The 19,802-nt window shown below is 67.9% G+C and carries 19 protein-coding genes; 4 read left to right on the top strand and 15 right to left on the bottom strand.

The window, feature by feature from the left end; translation table 11 throughout:
- The 6 genes from rimM to LMQ14_RS18560 form a co-directional block, all read right to left on the bottom strand.
- Positions 1-534: a ribosome maturation factor RimM gene (gene rimM, locus LMQ14_RS18535; protein WP_267730993.1), complete on the bottom strand. Its 534-nt coding sequence runs from the start codon at positions 532-534 to the stop codon at positions 1-3.
- A 12-nt stretch (positions 535-546) separates the two neighbouring features.
- Entirely contained in the window at positions 547-789 is a 243-nt protein-coding gene (locus tag LMQ14_RS18540) for an RNA-binding protein (protein ID WP_025736282.1), read from the bottom strand.
- Positions 790-796: 7 nt separating this feature from the next.
- Positions 797-1,327, bottom strand: coding sequence for a 30S ribosomal protein S16 (rpsP, locus tag LMQ14_RS18545; RefSeq protein ID WP_267730994.1), 531 nt, complete (start codon positions 1,325-1,327; stop codon positions 797-799).
- A 227-nt stretch (positions 1,328-1,554) separates the two neighbouring features.
- Positions 1,555-1,887 carry a hypothetical protein gene (locus LMQ14_RS18550; protein WP_267730995.1) on the bottom strand — a complete coding sequence of 111 codons (333 nt, stop codon included), beginning with the start codon at positions 1,885-1,887 and terminating at the stop codon, positions 1,555-1,557.
- Positions 1,888-1,962: 75 nt separating this feature from the next.
- The gene (locus LMQ14_RS18555) at positions 1,963-2,382 is read right to left on the bottom strand and encodes a nuclear transport factor 2 family protein (protein WP_267730996.1); all 420 of its coding nucleotides are present in this window, start codon (positions 2,380-2,382) and stop codon (positions 1,963-1,965) included.
- A gap of 53 nt (positions 2,383-2,435) precedes the next feature.
- Entirely contained in the window at positions 2,436-2,912 is a 477-nt protein-coding gene (locus LMQ14_RS18560) for a carboxymuconolactone decarboxylase family protein (protein WP_267730997.1), read from the bottom strand.
- 90 nt (positions 2,913-3,002) lie between these two features.
- Here LMQ14_RS18560 and LMQ14_RS18565 point away from each other — a divergent pair, with 90 nt between their 5' ends.
- Both LMQ14_RS18565 and LMQ14_RS18570 read left to right on the top strand, forming a co-directional pair.
- Positions 3,003-3,365 carry a hypothetical protein gene (locus LMQ14_RS18565; RefSeq protein WP_267730998.1) on the top strand — a complete coding sequence of 121 codons (363 nt, stop codon included), beginning with the start codon at positions 3,003-3,005 and terminating at the stop codon, positions 3,363-3,365.
- A 43-nt stretch (positions 3,366-3,408) separates the two neighbouring features.
- Entirely contained in the window at positions 3,409-4,278 is an 870-nt protein-coding gene (locus LMQ14_RS18570) for a D-alanyl-D-alanine carboxypeptidase family protein (RefSeq protein ID WP_267730999.1), read from the top strand.
- Here LMQ14_RS18570 and LMQ14_RS18575 read toward each other — a convergent pair.
- The 5 genes from LMQ14_RS18575 to ffh all read right to left on the bottom strand — a co-directional run bounded on the left by LMQ14_RS18575 (position 4,270) and on the right by ffh (position 11,211).
- Positions 4,270-4,878, bottom strand: coding sequence for a TetR/AcrR family transcriptional regulator (locus tag LMQ14_RS18575; protein ID WP_267731000.1), 609 nt, complete (start codon positions 4,876-4,878; stop codon positions 4,270-4,272). The two genes, LMQ14_RS18570 and LMQ14_RS18575, sit on opposite strands and share 9 nt — an antisense overlap.
- A gap of 10 nt (positions 4,879-4,888) precedes the next feature.
- Positions 4,889-6,673, bottom strand: a complete 1,785-nt coding sequence (locus tag LMQ14_RS18580) for an N-acyl-D-amino-acid deacylase family protein (protein WP_267731001.1) — start codon at positions 6,671-6,673, stop codon at positions 4,889-4,891.
- A gap of 98 nt (positions 6,674-6,771) precedes the next feature.
- Positions 6,772-8,445 carry a serine/threonine-protein kinase gene (locus LMQ14_RS18585; protein ID WP_267731002.1) on the bottom strand — a complete coding sequence of 558 codons (1,674 nt, stop codon included), beginning with the start codon at positions 8,443-8,445 and terminating at the stop codon, positions 6,772-6,774.
- 116 nt (positions 8,446-8,561) lie between these two features.
- Entirely contained in the window at positions 8,562-9,632 is a 1,071-nt protein-coding gene (locus tag LMQ14_RS18590; protein ID WP_267735583.1) for a metal-dependent hydrolase family protein, read from the bottom strand.
- Positions 9,633-9,645: 13 nt separating this feature from the next.
- A complete protein-coding gene (gene ffh, locus LMQ14_RS18595) occupies positions 9,646-11,211 on the bottom strand; it encodes a signal recognition particle protein (RefSeq protein ID WP_267731003.1) in 1,566 nt (521 codons plus the stop codon).
- A gap of 97 nt (positions 11,212-11,308) precedes the next feature.
- Here ffh and LMQ14_RS18600 point away from each other — a divergent pair, with 97 nt between their 5' ends.
- Complete coding sequence (locus LMQ14_RS18600; protein ID WP_267731004.1) at positions 11,309-12,115, top strand: alpha/beta hydrolase; 807 nt, start codon at positions 11,309-11,311, stop codon at positions 12,113-12,115.
- 155 nt (positions 12,116-12,270) lie between these two features.
- A complete protein-coding gene (locus LMQ14_RS18605; RefSeq protein WP_267731005.1) occupies positions 12,271-14,001 on the top strand; it encodes a DEAD/DEAH box helicase in 1,731 nt (576 codons plus the stop codon).
- 15 nt (positions 14,002-14,016) lie between these two features.
- On the opposite strand, the gene LMQ14_RS18610 is transcribed toward LMQ14_RS18605, so the two are convergent.
- The 4 genes from LMQ14_RS18610 to ftsY all read right to left on the bottom strand — a co-directional run bounded on the left by LMQ14_RS18610 (position 14,017) and on the right by ftsY (position 19,783).
- Complete coding sequence (locus LMQ14_RS18610) at positions 14,017-16,512, bottom strand: [protein-PII] uridylyltransferase (RefSeq protein ID WP_267731006.1); 2,496 nt, start codon at positions 16,510-16,512, stop codon at positions 14,017-14,019.
- A 45-nt stretch (positions 16,513-16,557) separates the two neighbouring features.
- A complete protein-coding gene (locus LMQ14_RS18615; protein ID WP_267731007.1) occupies positions 16,558-16,896 on the bottom strand; it encodes a P-II family nitrogen regulator in 339 nt (112 codons plus the stop codon).
- 2 nt (positions 16,897-16,898) lie between these two features.
- On the bottom strand, positions 16,899-18,308 hold the full coding sequence (locus tag LMQ14_RS18620; RefSeq protein ID WP_267735584.1) for an ammonium transporter: 1,410 nt from the start codon (positions 18,306-18,308) through the stop codon (positions 16,899-16,901).
- Between the two features lie 158 nt (positions 18,309-18,466).
- On the bottom strand, positions 18,467-19,783 hold the full coding sequence (gene ftsY / locus LMQ14_RS18625) for a signal recognition particle-docking protein FtsY (RefSeq protein WP_267731008.1): 1,317 nt from the start codon (positions 19,781-19,783) through the stop codon (positions 18,467-18,469).
- Positions 19,784-19,802: the final 19 nt, after the last annotated feature.

The raw sequence follows: 19,802 nt of genomic DNA on the forward strand, positions 1-19,802 counted from the left end.
CTACTCCAAGTCCAGCAGGCCCTCGGGCGGATCGATTTCGACCAACCGGTCGTCCAGCGATACCGACGTGACGATCGCATTCACGAACGGCACCAATACTTCCCGGGTTTCGTCGCCGTCGGTGCGACGCACCGCCAGGAGCTCTCCGGCCGCGGTGTGCAACACCTCGGCAACGACCCCGACGTCTTGTCCCGTCGTGGTGCGCACCCGCAAGCCCTCGAGCTGGTGGTCGTAATAGGTGTCCGCCTCGTCGATCGGCGGCAGGTCGTCGGAGTCCACCACGAACAGGCTGCCGCGCAACGCATCCGCACCGTCGCGGTCGTCCACTCCGGCTAATCGCACCAGCATCCGCCCGCCATGTTCGCGCGCGGCCGCGACCACGTAACTGCCCTCTGCTCCGCGACCGCGGGATTGCTTGGCGCGCAACGTACTACCCGATGCGAAGCGGTCGGCGGGGTCGTCGGTGTGAACTTCCACGACCACCTCACCGGTGATGCCGTGCGCTTTCACGACGCGCCCGACGAGCAGCTCCATGAGCCTCCCGGCCTACTGGTCGGTGTCCACCACGTCAACGCGGATACCGCGGCCACCGATTCCGGCGACCAGCGTGCGCAACGCCGTCGCGGTACGTCCCCCGCGACCAATCACCTTGCCCAGATCCTCGGGGTGGACGTGCACCTCGACAGTGCGCCCACGCCGGCTCGTCACCAGGTCGACCCGAACATCGTCGGGGTTGTCCACGATTCCGCGGACCAAATGTTCAACAGCGTCGACGACGACGGTACTCATGCGTCCGTCAGCTTTCCGTCGAAGACTCGGTCGGTTCGGGCTGCTCGCCGCCCTCGGCGGGCGCTTCAGCGGCCGGCTCGACCGGGGCCTCGGCGGTGTCAGCCTCGCCCGCCGCGGCGGTGGCTTCCTCGGCTTTTGCGGCCTTCTTGGCCGGGGCCTTCTTCTTCGGCTTCGCGGCCTCGGTGGTCGGCCCGCCGTCCGCCTCGGCCAGCGCGGCGTTGAACAGCTCCAGCTTGCTGGGCTTGGGCGCGGCGAGTTGCAGGCTGCCTTCGGTGCCGGGCAGGCCCTTGAACTTCTGCCAGTCGCCGGTGATCTTCAGCAGCTTCACGACGGGCTCGGTCGGCTGTGCTCCGACCGACAGCCAGTACTGGGCCCGCTCCGAGTTGATCTCGATCAGGCTGGGGTCTTCCTTCGGGTGGTACCGGCCGATCACCTCGATCGAGCGGCCGTCGCGGCGGTTGCGCGCGTCGGCGATGGCGATGCGGTACTGGGGATTGCGGATCTTGCCAAGCCGGGTGAGCTTGATCTTGACAGCCATGATTAAGCGATTTCTCCTGGGTAGTCACGCTGCAATTCAGCGACCCAGGCGGGTTGCCCGGGTCCGGTTTTGCCTCGCGTGCATGACCGCCGTACAAGCACCCCGGCTTCGGGGCGGGTCGCGCGGCGGACAGCCGCCTATTGTGCCAGAACGAGGGGCTTCGACAGAAATTCGCCCAGCCGCAGGTAGTGGGTCAGCTAGTCGGACGCCGGTTACCGCGATCCGCCTCAGTGCCCTGAGCCACGCGGTTGGTTGGCCAAAAAACACCGCACTCGGGTAGCGGCATCGTTGGGCGCAACTCCCATATCGATCAGCCGCTGAGTTATTTGGGCCGAAGGTACGCCGCCATCGAAATCGTTCGTCATCACATGCATGCTGGGAAACCAGACTTCTGCAAGGACCCCCGGCGGCGGGGGCTTCGCGTCGCCTCCCAGGCAAGCGACGTAACCATCGATGCCGGTGTCGGCGTGAGCGGACGACGCCCCCATTAGCACGACCGGGGCCATGAGCAGGGCGGCGATGGCCATGCCGACCGCCGCGGCGACAGAGATGAAACGCATGCTCATAAGCTATCGCGCCGGGTGACCACCTGCGCACGGTTGGCAGAAATTCGCCCGGCACGACGCTCCGCGGCCTCACATGATCTTCTGGAAGACCTTCGTCTCGACCCGGCGCGTCATCCGCCAGCCCTGCTCGGTGCGCACGAACTCGTCGTCGTACCAGAGGCCGCAGAACATCACCTGGTCCTTGTCGCCGGGAAAAACCATCGGGTTGAAGCAGATCACCCGTGAGGAGGCCTTATCCCCGTCGATCTGGACCGAGAAGTTCCCGAGCATGTGCGCATACACCGGGAAGGTCGGCAGCACCTCCGACAGCCACTTCTTGACCTCGGGATAACGGCCTTCGATTCCGCCCAGGGCCGTGTAATCGATGTACGCGTCTTCGGTGAATACCTTGTCCAAATCGTCGAATCGCCGCTGATCGATCGCGGTGGAATAGTCCACCATCAGCTGCTGGATCTCCAGACGGTCGGAAATTTCGGCCAGGCTCAACATGCATCGATTCAACACCCGGGGTGCCGGGCCGGCCCAGGCACCCCGAAGACGCGTCAGTTCCCTTGTGTTTCAACGTGTTTCGCAACCGCGGCAGCAGGTGGGTTGCGGAAGCTGATCGCCAACCGGTTGTAGGTGTTCATCATCCCGATTGCGATCGTGAGGTCGACCAGTTCCTTCTCGTCGAAGTGCGCCGAGGCGGCCGCATACGCGCTGTCGGGCGCGCCGGTGCTCGATATCAGCGTGACGGTTTCCGCCCACGCCAATGCGGCGCGCTCGCGGCTGTCGAACAGCTCACCGGCTTCCTGCCACACCGGAACCAGCGCGATCTTTTCGTTCGACACCCCCAATTGGCGCAATTCCCGCGAGTGCATGTCGATGCAGTAGGCGCAGCCGTTGATCAGCGACACCCGCAGGTACACGCAGGTCAGCAGCACCGGCGACAGACCCGACTGACTCACGTAAAGGTGCACCCCGCCCAGTAGTTTCACACCCCGCGGGGCCGCGGCTTCGTAGTCGATTCGTTCACCCATACCGCTCGATTCAACACCGTCGCGCGGGCCGGGGACCGGGCGGCTAAATCGCAGTACCGCGCAAAGCCCGCAGGGTGAATAATCCCAGGTATGAAAGCAGGGATCGCCTGCTTAGCAACGACAGCGTTGCTGTGGGCCGCCCTGGGTGTGCCCGGCTTGGCCGACCGCGCTGCCACGGCGGCCCCGGGGAGCTGCGCGCCGGGCAGCTCGTGTCAGCGCTGGTGCCCGGGCGACCCGGATCCCGCGGGCCGGCCGATCCCCTGGGACCCGAACGTCTGCCACGACTTCTACTGGGACTACGCGGGCGTCCACGACACCGGCACCGGTGTCTTCTACTCCTGGTCATCGCTGCCGTTCAAGCACCCGCCGCCGCCCGGACCGGTGCCGACCCAGACGTCTTATCTCCCGCTGCCCACGCTGCCGTTCTGCCCTGTTCCGCCCTGGTGTCCGTGAGGCGACAGGCGTCGGCCAGGCCCGGAAGTTAAACTTTGCGGCCATGCGGAAATTCATCGCCGCAGCTGCTGCGCTGCTCACGGTCGCCGGTGTCGCCTCTCCCACGTCGCGGGCCGACGATATGCAGCCGATCGGCTCGGTGCCGATCCCCGACGGCCCGGCCCAGACCTGGATCCTGGCCGACCTCGACAGCGGCCAGGTGCTGGCCGGTCGCGATCAGTACGCGGCTCACCCGCCCGCGAGCACGATCAAGGTGCTGTTGGCGCTGGTGGCGCTGGACGAGGTGCACCTGGATTCCACCGTCGTCGCCGACGTCGCCGACACCCAGGTCGAGTGCAACTGCGTCGGCATCAAACCCGGCCGTACCTACACCGCACGGCAGCTGCTCGACGGCCTGCTGCTGGTTTCCGGCAATGACGCCGCCAACACGCTGGCGCGTCTGATGGGCGGCGCCGACGCCACGGTGGCCAAGATGAACGCGAAGGCCGCCTCCCTCGGGGCGACCAGCACGCACGCGGCCACCCCGTCCGGGCTGGACGGGCCCGGCGGCTCCGGGGCCTCGACCGCGCACGACCTGGCCGTCATCTTCCGGGCCGCGATGGCCAACCCGATGTTCGCCCACATCACCGCCGAGCCGTCGGCGATGTTCCCGGGCGACCACGGCGATGAGCCCATCACCAACCAGGACGAACTGCTGACCCGCTATCCGGGCGCGATCGGGGGCAAGACCGGATTCACCAACGCGGCCCGCAAGACCTTCGTCGGTGCCGCTTCCCGCGGTGGACGCCGGTTGGTGGTCGCGATGATGTACGGAATGGTCAAGCCGGGCGGACCGACCTATTGGGATCAGGCAGGCAGCCTGTTCGACTGGGGTTTCGCGCTCAACCCGTCGTCCAGCATCGGCTCACTGTAAGGAGTCCTCGTTCGGAACCAGCCCGGTTATCAGCTTGGATAGCAACGCAATTCGTTGCTCTTCGATATCGGGCTCCGGGAAGATCCCGCGCACGATCGCCGCGCCGTCGAAGACGTTCGTCATCAACGCCACCAGCACCGGGAAGGTCTCCTCGCCGATGGCCTCCGCGCCCGGCAGCGCCCGCGCGGCGTCGAGAATCTTCGCGGTGTACTGCGCCAGCACGTCGCGCAGATGGGCGTTGAGCTTCTCGTCGGTGCGCGCGGCAATCATCAGTTCGTAGAGCACCGCGTTCGTGGCGCCGCCGGTGATGTCCCGCAGAATCGTCAGCGCCGCTTCCAGCGCCGGCCGGTCGGCCGGAATTTGGGCGACCTGCTTGGTGAAGGACTCCACCTGCCGGCGCAGCACCTCCGACGCGGTCGCGGCCATGAAGTCGCTCATCGTCTCGAAGTGCCGGAACAGCGCGCCGACCGACACCCCGGCCCGCTTGGTGATCACGGCCGCCGATGCCCGCGCGTATCCGACCTCGACGATGCTGGCGATGGACGCCTCGAGGAGCCGCCCGACGGTCTCCTCGCGGCGTTGCTGCTGGGTTCTTGCCATCTGAGGCCGCTCAGACCAGTGCGGCCGAGTGCCGCGTGCGCTGACCCGCCCGCAGGTAGCGACCCGACTTCACGGTCTGCCCGTAGCCCGCGCGGAACTCGCCCGCGCGGAACACCACGGCGCCGCCCACGCCCGTCGCGACCACGGCCTCGTCGTTGCGATTGACCATGCGCCGCAAGCCGCCGTAGAAGGGGACCTCTTCTTCGTGGTAGGCCTCGACCTCGTCGTTCAGGCCGGCCGGGTCGATCACCACGAAGTCCGCCCGGTCGCCCTGCCGCAGGGTTCCGGCGTCGATGCCGAACCAGTCCGCCAGTTCACCGGTCAGCCGGTGCACCGCCCGCTCGGTGGACATGAACGGCGCACCCGCCCGGTAGGCGTCGCGAGTTCGCTTGAGCAGCTTGATCGGAAAGTTGTAGAAGGCCATATTGCGCAGGTGCGCACCGGCATCCGAGAAGCCCATGTGCACGCTGTCCTCGTTGGCCAGCGCGTTGAGCAGCTTGGGCCGGTGGTTGGCGACGATGGTCGTCCACCGCACGTTGCGTTCCCCGTTTTCGACGAGCACATCGAGGAAGGCGTCGAGCGGGTGCAAACCGCGCTCGTCGGCGATCGCGCCAAAGCTCTTGCCGATCAACGACTTATCGGGGCACTCGACGATGACCGCGTCGTGGAAGTCGCGGTGCCACAGCGACGGGCCCAGCTTGATGCGGTCGAACTCTTTGCGGAACTTGCGACGGTAGCCCTGGTCGGCCAGTAACTCGTTGCGCTGCAACTGATCGCGCAGATGCAGGGCGGCCGTGCCCGCGCCGAACTCTTCGAAGACCGGCAGGTCGATTCCGTCGGAGTACAACTCGAACGGCACCGGCAGATGCTGGAACCGCACGCTCGAACCCAGCAGCTTGTTCGCCAGCCGCGTTGCCGGCCCGAAAACGTAGACGGCCAGCGGGTTCGACTTGGCGTCGGCGGACACCAACAGACTCATCCGAACCCCCTTGCGGCGTCCGAACATTCGGCTGCTGGCCAGGAAGAACAGCACGGCCGTGGCCGCATTGTTGACGTCGGGCGCGCTCTGCAACATCCGGCCGCGCTTGCGCAGCACCTTGATCAGCTTGCGCCGCTCCCGCCAGGTCGCGAAGGTGGACGGCAGCGCCCGCGAGCGGTAGCGGTCGCCGTCGAGTTTGTCGATCGCGGCGTCCATGCCCGACATGCCGAGCATTCCGGCCTCGAGTGCCTCGTCGAGCAACGTCGCCATCTTCTGCAGTTCGGCGTCGGTGGGCTTGACGGTGGCGTCGGTGGCCCGATCGAGTCCGAGCACCGTGCTGCGCAGGTCCGAATGACCAAGCAGCGAACCGATATTCGGCCCGAGCGGCAGCGCGTCGATGGCCGCGACGTACTCCGCTGCGGTGGTCCAGGTCCGGTTGGTTTCCAGCGCGCCCAGGACGTAGTTGCGCGGCACCGCCTCCACCCGGCTGAACAGGTCGGCGGCGTCTTCAGTGTTCGCGTAGACCGTCGACAGTGAGCACATGCCCAGCAGCACCGTGGTGACGCCGTGGCGCACCGACTCGCGCAGACCCGGATCCAGCAGCACTTCGGCGTCGTAGTGGGTGTGCACATCGAGGAAGCCGGGCATGACCCACTTGCCCGCCGCGTCGATCACCTCGGGGCAGCCGGTCTCGTCCAGCGGTCCGGTCGACACCGTGGCCACCACGCCGTCGCGGATCCCCAGCGTGCGGGTGTGCGGCGCGCTGCCGGTTCCGTCAAACCACAAACCGTCGCGGATGATCACGTCGTAAGTCATGTCGCCTCCAAGTTATGTTGCAGCGAACCTAGCATAGATAGTGAGCACTCGCAATCTTTTTCCGGGAAACGCCACCCTGCGGGCCAGAAGCGGCGGGTTTAGCGAGGCTTGGGCGGCGTCCCGGGTGGCTTCGGGGCACTCGGCGGCGCGGGTGCGCCGCCGGTCGGCGGGCCGGCGGGTTCGGGCACCGATACGGGATCCGGCACGTAGATGCCGGTCGGGGTGTCCTCGGCCCGGCTCAGCTTCGCGGGCACCCGGACCGTCGCCCCGCGCTGGCCGCACTCGTCGGTTTGCACGCCAAGTTCCATTTCGCCGACCAGGTCACCCTGCGGGTTGGGACGCAGCACCAGCTGCTGCACCGTGGTCTGCGACTTTGCTGCTCCGCCGGCTGTTTCACATGGAAACGGTGCGGTCTCCGGCCGCGACTGCCATTGACCATCGGTGAACCGAAAGACGACAGGACGACCGCCCCCGGCCGGCTGGCTGTGGTCGTTGTTGTCGAGCAGGATCGCCGCAGCCGAGCAGTACGACGGCGTGCACGACGAGCGGAACGCCCACCAGGTGGTCACGTCCGGCGGTTGCGGGTTCGGCGTGTAATTGAAGGTCTGCTTGGACCGCTGCACCTCGAGGCGATAGGTGCCGTCCAGTGCGGCAGGTGGACCGGACGGGGTGCTGGGCGGCGGCAGGGCGACCGCAACGGAGGCGCTGGCCGGGGCGCTCGCCGCGCGCGCCGCGGTCGACTCCATCTTTCGCCCGGTGATGATCCCGAACGCGAACAGCCCGATCAGCGCCACGATCGCGGCGGCACCGACCACGATCTTGCGGGTCCTGCGCCGGGTCGGCAGGGCGGCCGGGGTCTGATCGCCGTCGCTCGTTCCCGGCGGTTCCGGACCGGCGCCGAACGGTCCGATCCGCGCCAGGTCCTCGTCGTCGGGCCAGCCGTAGGCGGGGTATTCGACGACGAAGCCGGCCTCGGGACTGCGGTCTGCCGTCTCGACCACGGACAGTGCGTTGGCCGCGTCGGCGAACGCTCGGCAGCTCGCAAAGCGGTCGACGGGTCGTTGGGCGAGCGCTCGCGAAAACACCCGATCCAGCTGCGCCAACTCCGGGCGCTGGTCACTGAGTTTGCGCGGCGCCGCGGTCAGCAAGTCGCGCAGCGCGGCGGCCGGATTGAGATACTCGGTCGGGGGCGCGCCCGTCAACAGGTGAAATGCCGTCGCCGCCAACGCGTACTGGTCGGCGCGTCGACCGACGTCGGCTCCCATCAACTGCTCGGGGGCGGCGTAACCGACCGTGCCGACCGGGATATGGGAGCCGACCACCCCGGAGTGCTCGCCCAGTGGCCGGGCTATTCCGAAGTCCGACAACAGAATCCGTTGTTCGCCGTCGGCCGGACTGGTCAGCAGGATGTTCGCCGGTTTGACGTCACGATGCAGCAGGCCGCGCTGGTGGGCATAGTCCAGCGCGTCGGCCACCGCGGTGATGATCGCGAGCACTTCACCGACGGGCCACACCGCCGGAAACCGGTCCTTCAGCAGCTGCGCGGCGTTGCTGCCCTCGACGTAGTCCATCGCGATCCAGAGCTGCCCGTCGAAGTCGCCGCGGTCGTGCACCTCCACGATGTGCTGGTGATGCAGGCCGGACACCGTCGGGGTCTCGGACAGAAACTCCCGGCGGAACTGACGGTCCGACGAGAGCGCCGGCGACAGCACCTTCAGCGCCTGCCAGCGTGCGGAACGAGGATCCTGAACAAGGTAGACATCACCAGTCACCCCGGATCCGAGCCTTCGAGCGACGGTATACCCGGCAAAAACCGCGCCGCTGGCCAACGCCATCGGCTCAGTCTATCCGCCGCCGCGGCACTCCGCTGATCAGAGGCACGGATGCCCTAGGGCCGAAACGTGTTGCCGCGCAGGATCACCAGGTCGGGTTGGCTCAGCACACCGGGACCCTGGCGGGGGTCTTGCGAGTAGCAAACCAGATCCGCGGACGCCCCGTGGTCCAGGCCCGGACGGCCCAGCCAGCGCCGGGCGTCCCAGCACGCGGCGCCCAGCGCATCGGTGGCGCTCATCCCGATCCCCTTCAGCGCCTCGACCTCGTCGACGATCCGGCCGTGGGCGATCATCGTGCCGGCGTCGCTTCCGGCGTAGATCGGCACGCCCGCATCCGCGGCCGCCGCGATCCGCTCGGGGCAGCGCGCGTACAGATCGCGCATGTGCGCGGCGTAGGTCGGGTAGCGCTTCGCCGCGTCGGCGATGCCGGTGAAGTTGTCGATGATGTTGATCAGGGTGGGCACCAACACGGTTCCGTGCTCGAGCATCAGCGCGATGGTGTCGTCGGTGAGTCCGGTGCCGTGCTCGATGCAGTCGATCCCGGCTTTGATCAGCCCCGGCATGGCCTCGTCGCTGAAGACGTGGGCGGTGACGCGGGCGCCGTGCGCGTGTGCGGCGTCGATGGCCGCCTTGAGCACGTCGTCGGACCACAGCGGGGCGAGGTCCCCGACGCCGCGGTCGATCCAATCGCCGACCAGCTTGATCCAGCCGTCGCCGCGACGGGCCTCCTCGGCCACCGCCGCAGGCAGTTGCCATTCGTCGTCGAGCTCGCGCGCGAAACCCGGCGAGTAGCGCTTGGGCCGGGCCAGATGTTTTCCGGCCCGGATGATGCGGGGCAGATCGTCGCGGTCGTCGAGGCTGCGGGTGTCGGTCGGCGAGCCGCAGTCGCGCAACAGCAGCGCGCCGACGTCGCGCTCGACCTCGGCCTGAACGATCGCGTCGTCGAGCGGGATTTCGCCGTCGTGGCCGAGCCCGACGTGGCAGTGGGCGTCGACCAGCCCGGGCAGGATCCAGCCGCCGTCGAAGACGGTGTCCGCCCCGGCCACCCGTTCGGTGCTGATGTGACCGTCGACGATCCACAGTTCGATGGCGGCCTCGTCGGGCAGTGCCCGGCCCCGCACGTGCATGCGCACCGCGCGGCTACTTCTTGCCCGGGAACTTCAGCTTGGAAAGATCGAAGTCGGCCAGGCCGGGCGGCAGCTCGTTGAGGCCCTCGGGCATCTGGGACAGATCGGGGAATCCGGCGGGCATGCCCGGCATCCCCGGCATCCCGGCGCCGAGCGGGTTGCGGGCCTTGGGCGGCGTCGGACCGCGGCCCCCCTTCTTGCCCTTCTTGCCTTTGGCTCCCTTGGCTTTTCGCGTCGCAGACTTGCGACCCATGCCCGGAATGCCCATGCCGCCCAGCATCGAGGACATCATCTTGCGGGCCTCGAAGAAGCGGTCGACCAGCTGGTTGACCTCGGACACCGCCACGCCCGAACCGTTGGCGATGCGCAGCCGGCGCGACGCGTTGATGATCTTGGGATCGGCACGCTCCTGCGGCGTCATTCCGCGGATGATGGCCTGTAACCGGTCGAGCTGCCGGTCGTCGACCTCGGCCAGCGCGTCCTTCATCTGCCCGGCGCCGGGGAGCATGCCCAGCAGGTTGCCGATCGGCCCCATCTTGCGGATCGCGAGCATCTGTTCGAGGAAGTCCTCGAGGGTCAGCTCGCCGGAACCGATCTTGGCCGCGGCGGCCTCGGCCTGCTCGGCGTCGAAGACCTGCTCGGCCTGTTCGATCAGGCTGAGCACGTCGCCCATGCCGAGGATGCGGCTGGCCATGCGATCCGGGTGGAAGACGTCGAAGTCTTCCAGCTTCTCGCCGGTCGACGCGAAAAGGATTGGGACGCCGGTGACCTCGCGGACCGACAATGCGGCACCACCGCGCGCGTCGCCGTCGAGCTTGGTCAGCACCACGCCGGTGAAGCCGACGCCCTCGCGGAACGCTTCGGCGGTGGTGACGGCGTCCTGACCGATCATCGCGTCGAGCACGAAGATCACTTCGTCGGGATCGACGGCGTCCCGGATGGCCGCGGCCTGGCTCATCAGCTCGTCGTCGATACCGAGGCGGCCGGCGGTGTCGACGATGACGACGTCGTGGTGTTTGGCGCGCGCTTCGGCGAGTCCGGCCGCCGCGACGGCGACCGGGTCACCGGGGCCCGATTCCGGGGACTCTCCCGGGTGCGGCGCGAACACCGGCACCCCGGCGCGCTGACCGGTGACCACCAGCTGGTTGACCGCCGCCGGACGCTGCAGGTCGCAGGCCACCAGCAGCGGCGTGTGCCCCTGGCCGCGCAGCCAGGCGGCCAGCTTTCCGGCCAGCGTGGTCTTACCGGAACCCTGCAGGCCCGCCAGCATGATGACGGTCGGCGGTGTCTTTGCAAACGCCAATTGTCGGGTCTGGCCGCCGAGGATGCCGATGAGTTCTTCGTTGACGATCTTGACGACCTGCTGCGCCGGGTTGAGGGCACCGGACACCTCCGCGCCCCGGGCGCGCTCTTTGATCCGGCCGACGAACGCCCGCACGACGGGCAGTGATACGTCGGCTTCCAGCAGCGCGAGGCGGATTTCGCGGGTGGTGGCATCGACGTCGGCGTCGGTCAGTCGACCTTTGCCGCGCAGCCCCTGTAGGGCACCGGTCAACCGGTCGGAGAGCGATTCAAACACCCCGCCAGCCTAGCGGGCGCACGCATGACGCCATCATCGTCACGCTCGCCCGCCGGAAACGCTTGACGGCGCCGTCGCGGACAGCAAATGTCAGTTCATGCTCGAGGTAATCGACAAAGGATCCTGCAGCCAAGACCACCCGGTGCCGTTGCTCTTCGTGCACGGCGGCTGGCACGGCGCGTGGTGCTGGGACGACCACTTCCTGGACCACTTCGCCGACGCCGGCTACCGCGCGGTGTCGATCAGCCTGCGCGGGCACGGCACCAGCCCCACCGCCAAGCCGTTGACCAAGGTTTCCGTCGCCGACTACCTGGACGATCTGCGTTCGGTGGCCGACGACCTGGGTGGCCAGCCGGTGCTGATCGGCCATTCCCTGGGCGGCTTCGTGGTCCAGCGCTACCTCGAACAGCACAGCGCCCCGGCCGCGGTGCTGCTGGGCTCCGTGCCGCCGAAGGGGGTGCTGAGCTTGGCGATGCGCGTCTGGCGTCGCCGACCGTCGATGACCCTGGAAGCCTGGAGTGACCCGACGCTGCTGAAATTCCTCGCCACCCCCGAGCTGACCCGCGAGTACCTCTTCTGCGCCGACACGCCCGAGGCCATCGTCGAATCCTGTCGGCAACGCGCCGGAGCCGAGAGCGTTCGCGCCGCCATGACCGATCCGATCGTCCGCCGCGTCCGAACCCGGCGGGTGAGGACGCCGATTCTGGTCCTCGGCGCGCTGTATGACGGCTTCGTCAGCGTCGACGAGGTGCGCGCCACGGCGCGCGCGTATGCGACCGAGCCGGAGTTCTTCGCGATGGGCCACAACATGATGCTGGAACCGGGCTGGGCCGACGTCGCCGAACGGATAGACGCGTGGCTACAGAGCCGCGATTTGGCGAACCCGGCGCGGCTTTCGGGATAACCTGGCATCGTCTCTTTCGAGTCGTTCCAACGCCGAAAAGCGTTGCCATGCTACATTTCACACCCGCCGTCACACCGGTTATCATCGCGGGCCGGGGCCTAAGACTGTTGAAAGGGCGCGACCTGCGAACGGCGCGCCGGAGGGGAGCTGTGTCGATGCAGCCGGTCAGCGCCGCCGACGCGAGCGTTGGAGTCGACACCGCACCGCTGCGAGGCTGGCAGCGCCGCGCGTTGGTGAAGTACGTGGCTGCCGAACCACGCGACTTCCTCGCCGTGGCCACCCCCGGATCCGGGAAGACGACGTTCGCGCTGCGGGTGATCGGCGAACTGCTGAGCAGTCGCGCCGTCGAGCAGATCACCGTCGTGGTACCCACCGAGCACCTCAAGGTGCAGTGGGCGCAGGCCGCGCTGCGTCACGGCATTTTCCTGGACCCGAGATTCTCCAACACCAGCGCGGCGACCTCGCCGGAGTATCACGGCGTGATGGTCACCTACGCCCAGGTCGCGTCGCATCCGACGCTGCACCGGGTGCGCACCGAGCAGCGCAAGACGCTGGTCGTTTTCGACGAGATCCACCATGGCGGTGACGCGAAGACCTGGGGCGACGCCATTCGTGAAGCCTTCGGCGACGCGACACGCCGACTTGCCTTGACGGGCACGCCGTTTCGCAGCGACGACAGCCCCATCCCGTTCGTCACCTACGAATCGGGAGCCGACGGGATCCGCCGTTCGCAGGCCGATCACACCTACGGCTACGCCGAGGCGCTGGCCGACGGCGTGGTGCGCCCGGTGGTGTTCCTCGCCTACTCCGGGCAGGCACGCTGGCGCGACAGCGCCGGCGAAGAGCACGAGGCGCGCCTGGGCGAGCCGCTGTCCGCCGAGCAGACCGCGCGGGCCTGGCGCACCGCGCTGGACCCCGCCGGCGAATGGATGCCCGCCGTGATCACCGCCGCGGATCAGCGGCTGCGCCAGAAGCGCACGCATGTGCCCGACGCGGGCGGCATGATCATCGCGTCGGACCAGACCGCGGCGCGCGCGTACGCCAAGCTGCTGACGAGGCTGACCGGTGAGGCACCCACGCTGGTGCTCTCGGACGATCCCGGGTCGTCGGCGCGGATCTCCGAATTCTCGGAGAGCACCACGCGCTGGCTGGTCGCGGTGCGCATGGTCTCCGAGGGTGTCGACGTCCCCCGGCTGTCGGTCGGGATCTACGCCACCAGCGCCTCTACCCCGTTGTTCTTCGCCCAGGCCATCGGGCGCTTCGTGCGGTCGCGGCGGGCGGGCGAGAGTGCGAGCATCTTCGTGCCGTCGGTGCCCAACCTGCTGATGCTGGCCAGCGAGTTGGAGGCCGAGCGCAACCACGTGCTCGGCGAACCGCACCGCGAATCCCTCGACGACCCGCTCGACGCCGATCCGGCGGTCCGGGAACAGAACGAAAAGACAGAGCTGGAAAAGGGTTTCACCTCGCTGGGCGCCGACGCCGAACTCGACCAGGTCATCTTCGACGGGTCCTCGTTCGGCACCGCCGCCCCGGCCGGAAGCGACGAGGAGGCCGACTACCTCGGCATCCCGGGGTTGCTCGACGCCACCCAGATGCGGGCCCTGCTGCACCGCCGCCAGGACGAGCAGCTGCAGAAACGGGCCGCCTCCGGGCAATCCGCACCGGTGCCGTCGGGGTCTGGGTCCATGCACGGCCAGCTCCGCGACCTGCGTCGCGAACTCAACGCCCTGGTGTCGGTCGCCCATCACCGCACCGGCAAGCCGCACGGATGGATTCACAACGAACTACGCCGGCGCTGCGGTGGGCCGCCGATCGCCGCCGCGACCCGCGATCAGCTCAAGGACCGCATTGTGGCTGTGCGGCAACTGAATTCGGAACTGACGTAGCGACCGCGCAGCGGCTCACTCGGTGACGGGCCCGTCGACGACTGCGTCCGCGGAGGCACCCAACACCGCCAACAGATGCTTCTCCACCGCGGCTCGCGCGGCAGCGGCGTGGTCGCCGGTCACCGCGTCCAGGGACTCGCCCGTCATGGTCACACAGAAGACATCGGCGGCCGTCGATCCGAACGTATTGACCTTCGCCCAGGCGATGTCCGCTCCGGCCCGCTCGAGCGCCTGGGCCAGCAACGCGAGCAACCCGATCCGGTCCATCGCGCGCACTTCGACGACGAGTTGGCCGGCCGCGGCGGCATCGAGCCACAGGATGCGGGGCGGCGCGGTCGAACGAGTCAGCGGCGCGCCGGCCTGAATCTCGCCGACCCGGGCCATCGCCGAGTTGGCGGCGTCGGTGTCGCGCTTCTCTAGCGCGCCAAGGACATCGACGTCACCATTGAGAGCGCCGACAAACTGCTGACGCAGCAGGCCCGGTTCGGGCGGCGAACCGAACAGCGGCGACACCACGAATTCGGTGATCGCGACGCCCTCGTGGGTGTTGACCGTCGCGGAGTGGATCCGTAGCGAGTTCAGCGCCAGTACCGCGGCGGCTTTGGACACCAGTCCGCGTTGATCCGGTGCGACCATCACCGCGTGCAGGCGTTCGGACTCCCCCGGCGTGATCTCGACATGTACCCCGTGGTTAGCAGCGAGTGAAAGATAGTGTGGGGCAGTCGGTTCGACCTCCGGCAGCGGCTCGCCCGCCATCACCATCCGGCAGCGACGCACCAGGTCCTGCATCAGGGAGGCTTTCCAGTCGCTCCACACGCCCGGCCCGGTTGCCTTCGAGTCGGCCTCGGCGAGCGCGTGCAGCAACTCCAGCAGTTGCGAATCCCCACCCAAGGCCTCGGAGACGGACTCGATGGTTGCCGGGTCGTTGAGGTCGCTGCGGGTCGCGGTGATCGGCAGCAACAGATGGTGGCGGACCATGCCGGCCAGTGTCTCGATATCCCGGGGCGCCAGCCCCAACCGCTCGCCGATCGGGTATACCAAATCGGCGCCGAACACGCAGTGGTCGACGCCGCGCCCCTTGCCGATGTCGTGCAGCAGCGCACCGAGCGCCAGCAGGTCCGAGCGCGCGACGCGGGTCGTCAGCGGCGCCGCGTTGACGGCGGTCTCGACGATATGACGATCCACGGTCCACACGTGGGAAACGTCGCGCGGCGGAAGGTCGCGGACCGCATCCCATTCGGGAAATAGCCTGCCCCACAAGCCGGTTCGGTCCAGCGCCTCGAGCGTGTCCACCATCGGGGGGCCCGCCAGCAGCACCACCAACAGGTCGTCCAGGGCCTCCCGCGGCCACGGCGTGGGCAGGTCCGGAACGCTGGTGGCCAGCCGGCTGAGGGTGGCCGCCCCGATCGGCAAGCCGCTGTCCGCCGAGGCGGCGGCCACCCGAAGCACCAGTCCGGGATCGCGTTCGGGTTGCGCCTCGCGGGCCAGCACGATTTCGCCGTCATACTCGACCACGCCCTCGTCCAGCGGTCGCCGCTTCGGGCGCCGCACCAGGGCGGAGATGCCGCGGCGCGGCAGTGCGTTCTGCGCGGTCCGCAATCCGCTCTCGGCGTGGTATGCGATGGTGCGGCCGACGTCAGAAAGCATGCGCGCCAAAGCAAATCGGTCACCAATATGCAGGGCGGCGCTGATCTCGTCGGCGAACTGGGCCAGCAGCTGATCGCGTCCGCGGCCAGACACCCGATGCAGTTCGGTGCGGACGTCGAGCAGGGTCAGATACGCATCGTCGAGTGATCCGCCGGGAATCTCCGGACGGCTCATGCCGCGGCGGTCGATCAGTTGAGCCACGCCCAGCGCGTCGAGTAGTTGGACGTCACGCAGCCCGCCGCGGCCCGATTTCAGGTCGGGCTCGGCGCGTTGCGCGATTCGGCCGCATCGCTGCCAGCGGGCGTTGGTCATTTCCACCAGCTCGTCCATCCGGGAGCGAATTGCGGTGCGCCACTGCTTCCTTGCGCCCGCGATCAACTCCTCGGACTGGGTTGCGTCGCCGGCGATGTGGCGAGCGTCCAGCAATCCCAGGGCGGCGATCATGTCGCCGTTGGCGACGCCCAGCGTTCCGGAGACGGTGCGCACGCTGTGGTCGAGCCGAACGTTGGCGTCCCACAACGGGTACCACAGCCCGTCGGCGACCCGCTGCAGCACATCGTCAGAGACGTTGTTGTGCAACAGCATCAAGTCCAGATCGGAATAGGGCAGCAGCTCACGGCGCCCCAGGCCGCCGACTCCGACGAGCGCAAAGCCACTGGTTTCGGTGATGCCGAGCTCGGTGGCCTTTGCGATCAACCACGCCTCGTGCAGATCCAGCCAAGCGTGCCTCAGCTCGGCCGCCTGCATTGTGCTGCCCTCAGACAGCAGCGTACGCCGTGCAGCGGCTAAATCGCTTGCCCCGGAAGCGATTTCTGCATGCACGGCGTCCGCTCCAGATTCCCGGTCGGGCTCGTTCGGTTTCATAACCTCCCGGCCCGCCCGGGCTGGATCCTCAACTTACGATTAACGTCATATCGCATCGGTCCCGCGCTCACCGGTGCGCACTCGCACGATGGTTTCCACGGGGCTGACCCAGACCTTGCCGTCACCGATCTTGCCGGTTCGAGCGGCCCGGACAATGCTGTCCACGACCTTGTCGACGACGGAATCGTCGACCACGACCTCGATCCGGACCTTCGGCACGAAATCGACCGAGTATTCAGCACCCCGGTAGACCTCGGTGTGCCCCTTCTGCCGTCCATAGCCCTGGACTTCGCTGACCGTCAGCCCGAGGACTCCCGCGTCCTCCAGGCTCGTCTTGACGTCATCAAGGGTGAACGGCTTCACGATCGCGGTGACCAGCTTCATTTCTACTCCGCCTCCACTTTCTCGGCCGCCACAGCTTCGTCCAGTCCGTTAGCGCTGTCCGGCAGGCTGGCACGGGGAAGAACCGAAGAGGTGGTCACGGCGAAATCGTAACCGCTCTCCGCGTGCTCGGCCTCATCGATGCCTGCTGCTTCCGCTTCCGGATTCAGCCGCAGCCCAATCGTGTACTTCAGGATGAAGGCGATGATAAGCGTCACCACGAACGAGTAGCCAAGCACGCTGAACGCGCCGACCGCCTGTTTTTCCAGCTGATCCCAGCCGCCGCCGTAGAACAACCCCTTGGACACGCCCGCGACGCCGTTGATCGCCACGCTCTCCGGGGCAGCCAGCAGGCCGACCAGCAAGGTGCCGGCCAGACCACCGACCAGGTGCACGCCGACCACATCCAGCGAGTCGTCGAAGCCGAGCTTGAACTTAAGCCCGACCGCGAGCGCGCACACCACACCGGCGACCAGGCCGATGATCAGAGCGCCCAGCGCATTGACCGACGAGCAGGACGGGGTGATCGCGACCAGCCCCGCCACGATGCCCGATGCCGCTCCCAGCGTTGTCGCCTTACCGTCGCGAATGCGCTCGGTGAGCAGCCAGGCCAGCATGGCCGTGGCCGTGGCGATCGTGGTCGTCATGAACGTCGCACCCGCGGCGCCATTGGAACTCGTCGCCGAACCGGCGTTGAAGCCATACCAGCCGAACCACAGCAGACCGGCGCCGAGCATCACGAACGGCAGGTTGTGCGGACGGAACAGCGTGGTGGGCCAGCCTTTGCGCTTGCCCAGCACCAGCGCCAGCGCCAGGCCCGCGGTACCGGAGTTGATATGGACCGCGGTTCCACCTGCGAAGTCGATCGCGTGCAGCTTGTTGGCGATCCAGCCACCCTTCTCGGCCGCGAACCCGTCGAACGCGAAGACCCAGTGCGCAACCGGGAAGTACACGAACGTCGCCCACAGTCCGGAGAACACCAGCCAGGCGCTGAACTTGAGGCGGTCGGACACCGCGCCCGAGATCAGGGCGACGGTGATGATCGCGAACATCAGCTGGAATGCCACGAATACGGTCGCGGGCAGCGTGCCGGCCAACGGAATGTCCGTCGCGGCAGTGCCTTTGGTGGGATCGGCGGCTACGGCGTTGCCACCGATCAGGCCCTTGAGGCCCCAGTACTCGGTGGGGTCACCAATCAGGTTGGCCTTGTCAGTACCAAACGAGACTGAATAGCCATATAGAACCCACAGCACCGTCACCACACCCATGGCGCTGATACTCATCATGAGCATGTTGAGCACGCTTCTCGCGCGCACCATGCCGCCATAGAAGAACGCCAAACCTGGCGTCATCAACAACACCAGCGCTGAACTCGCCAGCATCCATGCGGTATCACCGGTATTGGGCTGGCCCATTACTGGGAAACTCACTCGCTATCACCTCCGGTCGGCCCTGAACGGGTCATCAGACATGTGCCTGATGACCTGATCCAGAACCTTGCGCAATAGTTGTTTCCGAGATGGGGCCACCGTGTTTCGGCGTCATTAACGAAACGGCCGCCGTGTAAGGGATTTCAGCCGAGCAGCGCGTCCACGAATGCGGCCGTCTCAAAAGGCGCCAAATCGTCGGGGCCTTCGCCGAGGCCGACCAGTTTCACCGGCACGCCGAGTTCTTGTTGCACCCGGAAAACGATGCCGCCCTTGGCCGTTCCGTCCAGCTTGGTCAGCACCGCGCCGGTGATGTCGACGACGTCGGCGAAGACCTTGGCCTGAGCCAGACCGTTCTGCCCGATCGTCGCATCGAGGACCAGCAGCACCTCGTCGACGGCGGCGCGCCGGGTTATCACGCGTTTGACCTTGTCCAGCTCGTCCATCAGGCCCACCTTGGTGTGCAGCCGCCCCGCGGTGTCGATCAGCACGACGTCGGCGCCGGCCTCGATGCCCTTGTCGACGGCGTCGTAGGCCACCGCCGCCGGGTCCGAGCCCTCCGGTCCACGCACCACTTCGGCGCCCACCCGGGACCCCCAGGTCTCGAGCTGATCGGCGGCCGCGGCCCGGAACGTGTCGGCGGCGCCCAGCACGACACGCCGGCCGTCGGCCACCAGCACCCGCGCCAGCTTGCCGACCGTCGTGGTCTTTCCGGTGCCGTTGACGCCGACGACCAGCAGCACCGACGGGTGGTCGTCGTGGGGCAGCGCCCGGATCGAGCGATCCATATCGGGTTTGAGCTCTTTGATCAGCACGTCGCGCAGCACCGCCCGCGCGTCGGCCTCGGTGCGCACGTTGCTGCTGGCCAGCCGGCTGCGCAGCTGTGCGACCACCGACTCGGTGACGACCGGGCCCAGGTCGGCGACCAGCAGGGTGTCCTCGACGTCCTGCCAGGAGTCTTCGTCCAGGTCGCCGCCGCCGAGCAAGCCCAGCATGCTGCGCCCGAGCGCGTTCTGCGATCGGGCCAGCCGGCCGCGCAGGCGTTCCAGCCGGCCGTCGGTCGGCGCGATCTCGTCGATTTCGGGGGCTGGCTCAGCCGCCGGCGGTTCCGGCACCTCAGCGGGCGCGGGTGCTTCGGGTTCGGGCTCCGGCAGGGCCTGCGGCGCCGCAGGTGCTTCGGGTTCGGGCAACTGGACGTCGGAGATCGTGCGCCGTGGCGCGTCGCGCGGGGTGGACGCGTCGTCCCCCACCGCGGGCAGCCCGGTGGTGTCGATCGTCGGTGCGCTCTGGCTGAAGGTGATGCCCGACGACGCGGTGTAGCCCCCGGATCGGTCGAGTGCGGTCGGCTCCGGCCGGCTCAGGCTGATCTGCCGGCGACGGTACCGGGTCAGCCCCAGGACCAGCGCAGCGATGACAACCAGGGCGGCAACGACGGCGATGGCGATCCAAAGACCTTGTGACACGCTGACATTGTTTCAGGGC

It is taken from the genome of Mycobacterium sp. Aquia_213 (genome assembly GCF_026625985.1).
Taxonomy (GTDB): domain Bacteria; phylum Actinomycetota; class Actinomycetes; order Mycobacteriales; family Mycobacteriaceae; genus Mycobacterium.

Coding starts and splice junctions, on each gene's coding strand:
- rpsP (WP_267730994.1), bottom strand. CDS start 1,327: ATGGCTGTCAAGATCAAGCTCACCCGGCTTGGCAAGATCCGCAATCCC.
- LMQ14_RS18565 (WP_267730998.1), top strand. CDS start 3,003: ATGAAAGCAGGGATCGCCTGCTTAGCAACGACAGCGTTGCTGTGGGCC.
- LMQ14_RS18590 (WP_267735583.1), bottom strand. CDS start 9,632: ATGCACGTGCGGGGCCGGGCACTGCCCGACGAGGCCGCCATCGAACTG.
- LMQ14_RS18605 (WP_267731005.1), top strand. CDS start 12,271: ATGCAGCCGGTCAGCGCCGCCGACGCGAGCGTTGGAGTCGACACCGCA.
- LMQ14_RS18570 (WP_267730999.1), top strand. CDS start 3,409: ATGCGGAAATTCATCGCCGCAGCTGCTGCGCTGCTCACGGTCGCCGGT.
- LMQ14_RS18580 (WP_267731001.1), bottom strand. CDS start 6,673: ATGACTTACGACGTGATCATCCGCGACGGTTTGTGGTTTGACGGAACC.
- rimM (WP_267730993.1), bottom strand. CDS start 534: ATGGAGCTGCTCGTCGGGCGCGTCGTGAAAGCGCACGGCATCACCGGT.
- LMQ14_RS18555 (WP_267730996.1), bottom strand. CDS start 2,382: ATGTTGAGCCTGGCCGAAATTTCCGACCGTCTGGAGATCCAGCAGCTG.
- LMQ14_RS18600 (WP_267731004.1), top strand. CDS start 11,309: ATGCTCGAGGTAATCGACAAAGGATCCTGCAGCCAAGACCACCCGGTG.
- LMQ14_RS18575 (WP_267731000.1), bottom strand. CDS start 4,878: ATGGCAAGAACCCAGCAGCAACGCCGCGAGGAGACCGTCGGGCGGCTC.
- LMQ14_RS18540 (WP_025736282.1), bottom strand. CDS start 789: ATGAGTACCGTCGTCGTCGACGCTGTTGAACATTTGGTCCGCGGAATC.
- LMQ14_RS18610 (WP_267731006.1), bottom strand. CDS start 16,512: ATGAAACCGAACGAGCCCGACCGGGAATCTGGAGCGGACGCCGTGCAT.
- LMQ14_RS18615 (WP_267731007.1), bottom strand. CDS start 16,896: ATGAAGCTGGTCACCGCGATCGTGAAGCCGTTCACCCTTGATGACGTC.
- LMQ14_RS18620 (WP_267735584.1), bottom strand. CDS start 18,308: ATGGGCCAGCCCAATACCGGTGATACCGCATGGATGCTGGCGAGTTCA.
- LMQ14_RS18550 (WP_267730995.1), bottom strand. CDS start 1,887: ATGCGTTTCATCTCTGTCGCCGCGGCGGTCGGCATGGCCATCGCCGCC.
- LMQ14_RS18560 (WP_267730997.1), bottom strand. CDS start 2,912: ATGGGTGAACGAATCGACTACGAAGCCGCGGCCCCGCGGGGTGTGAAA.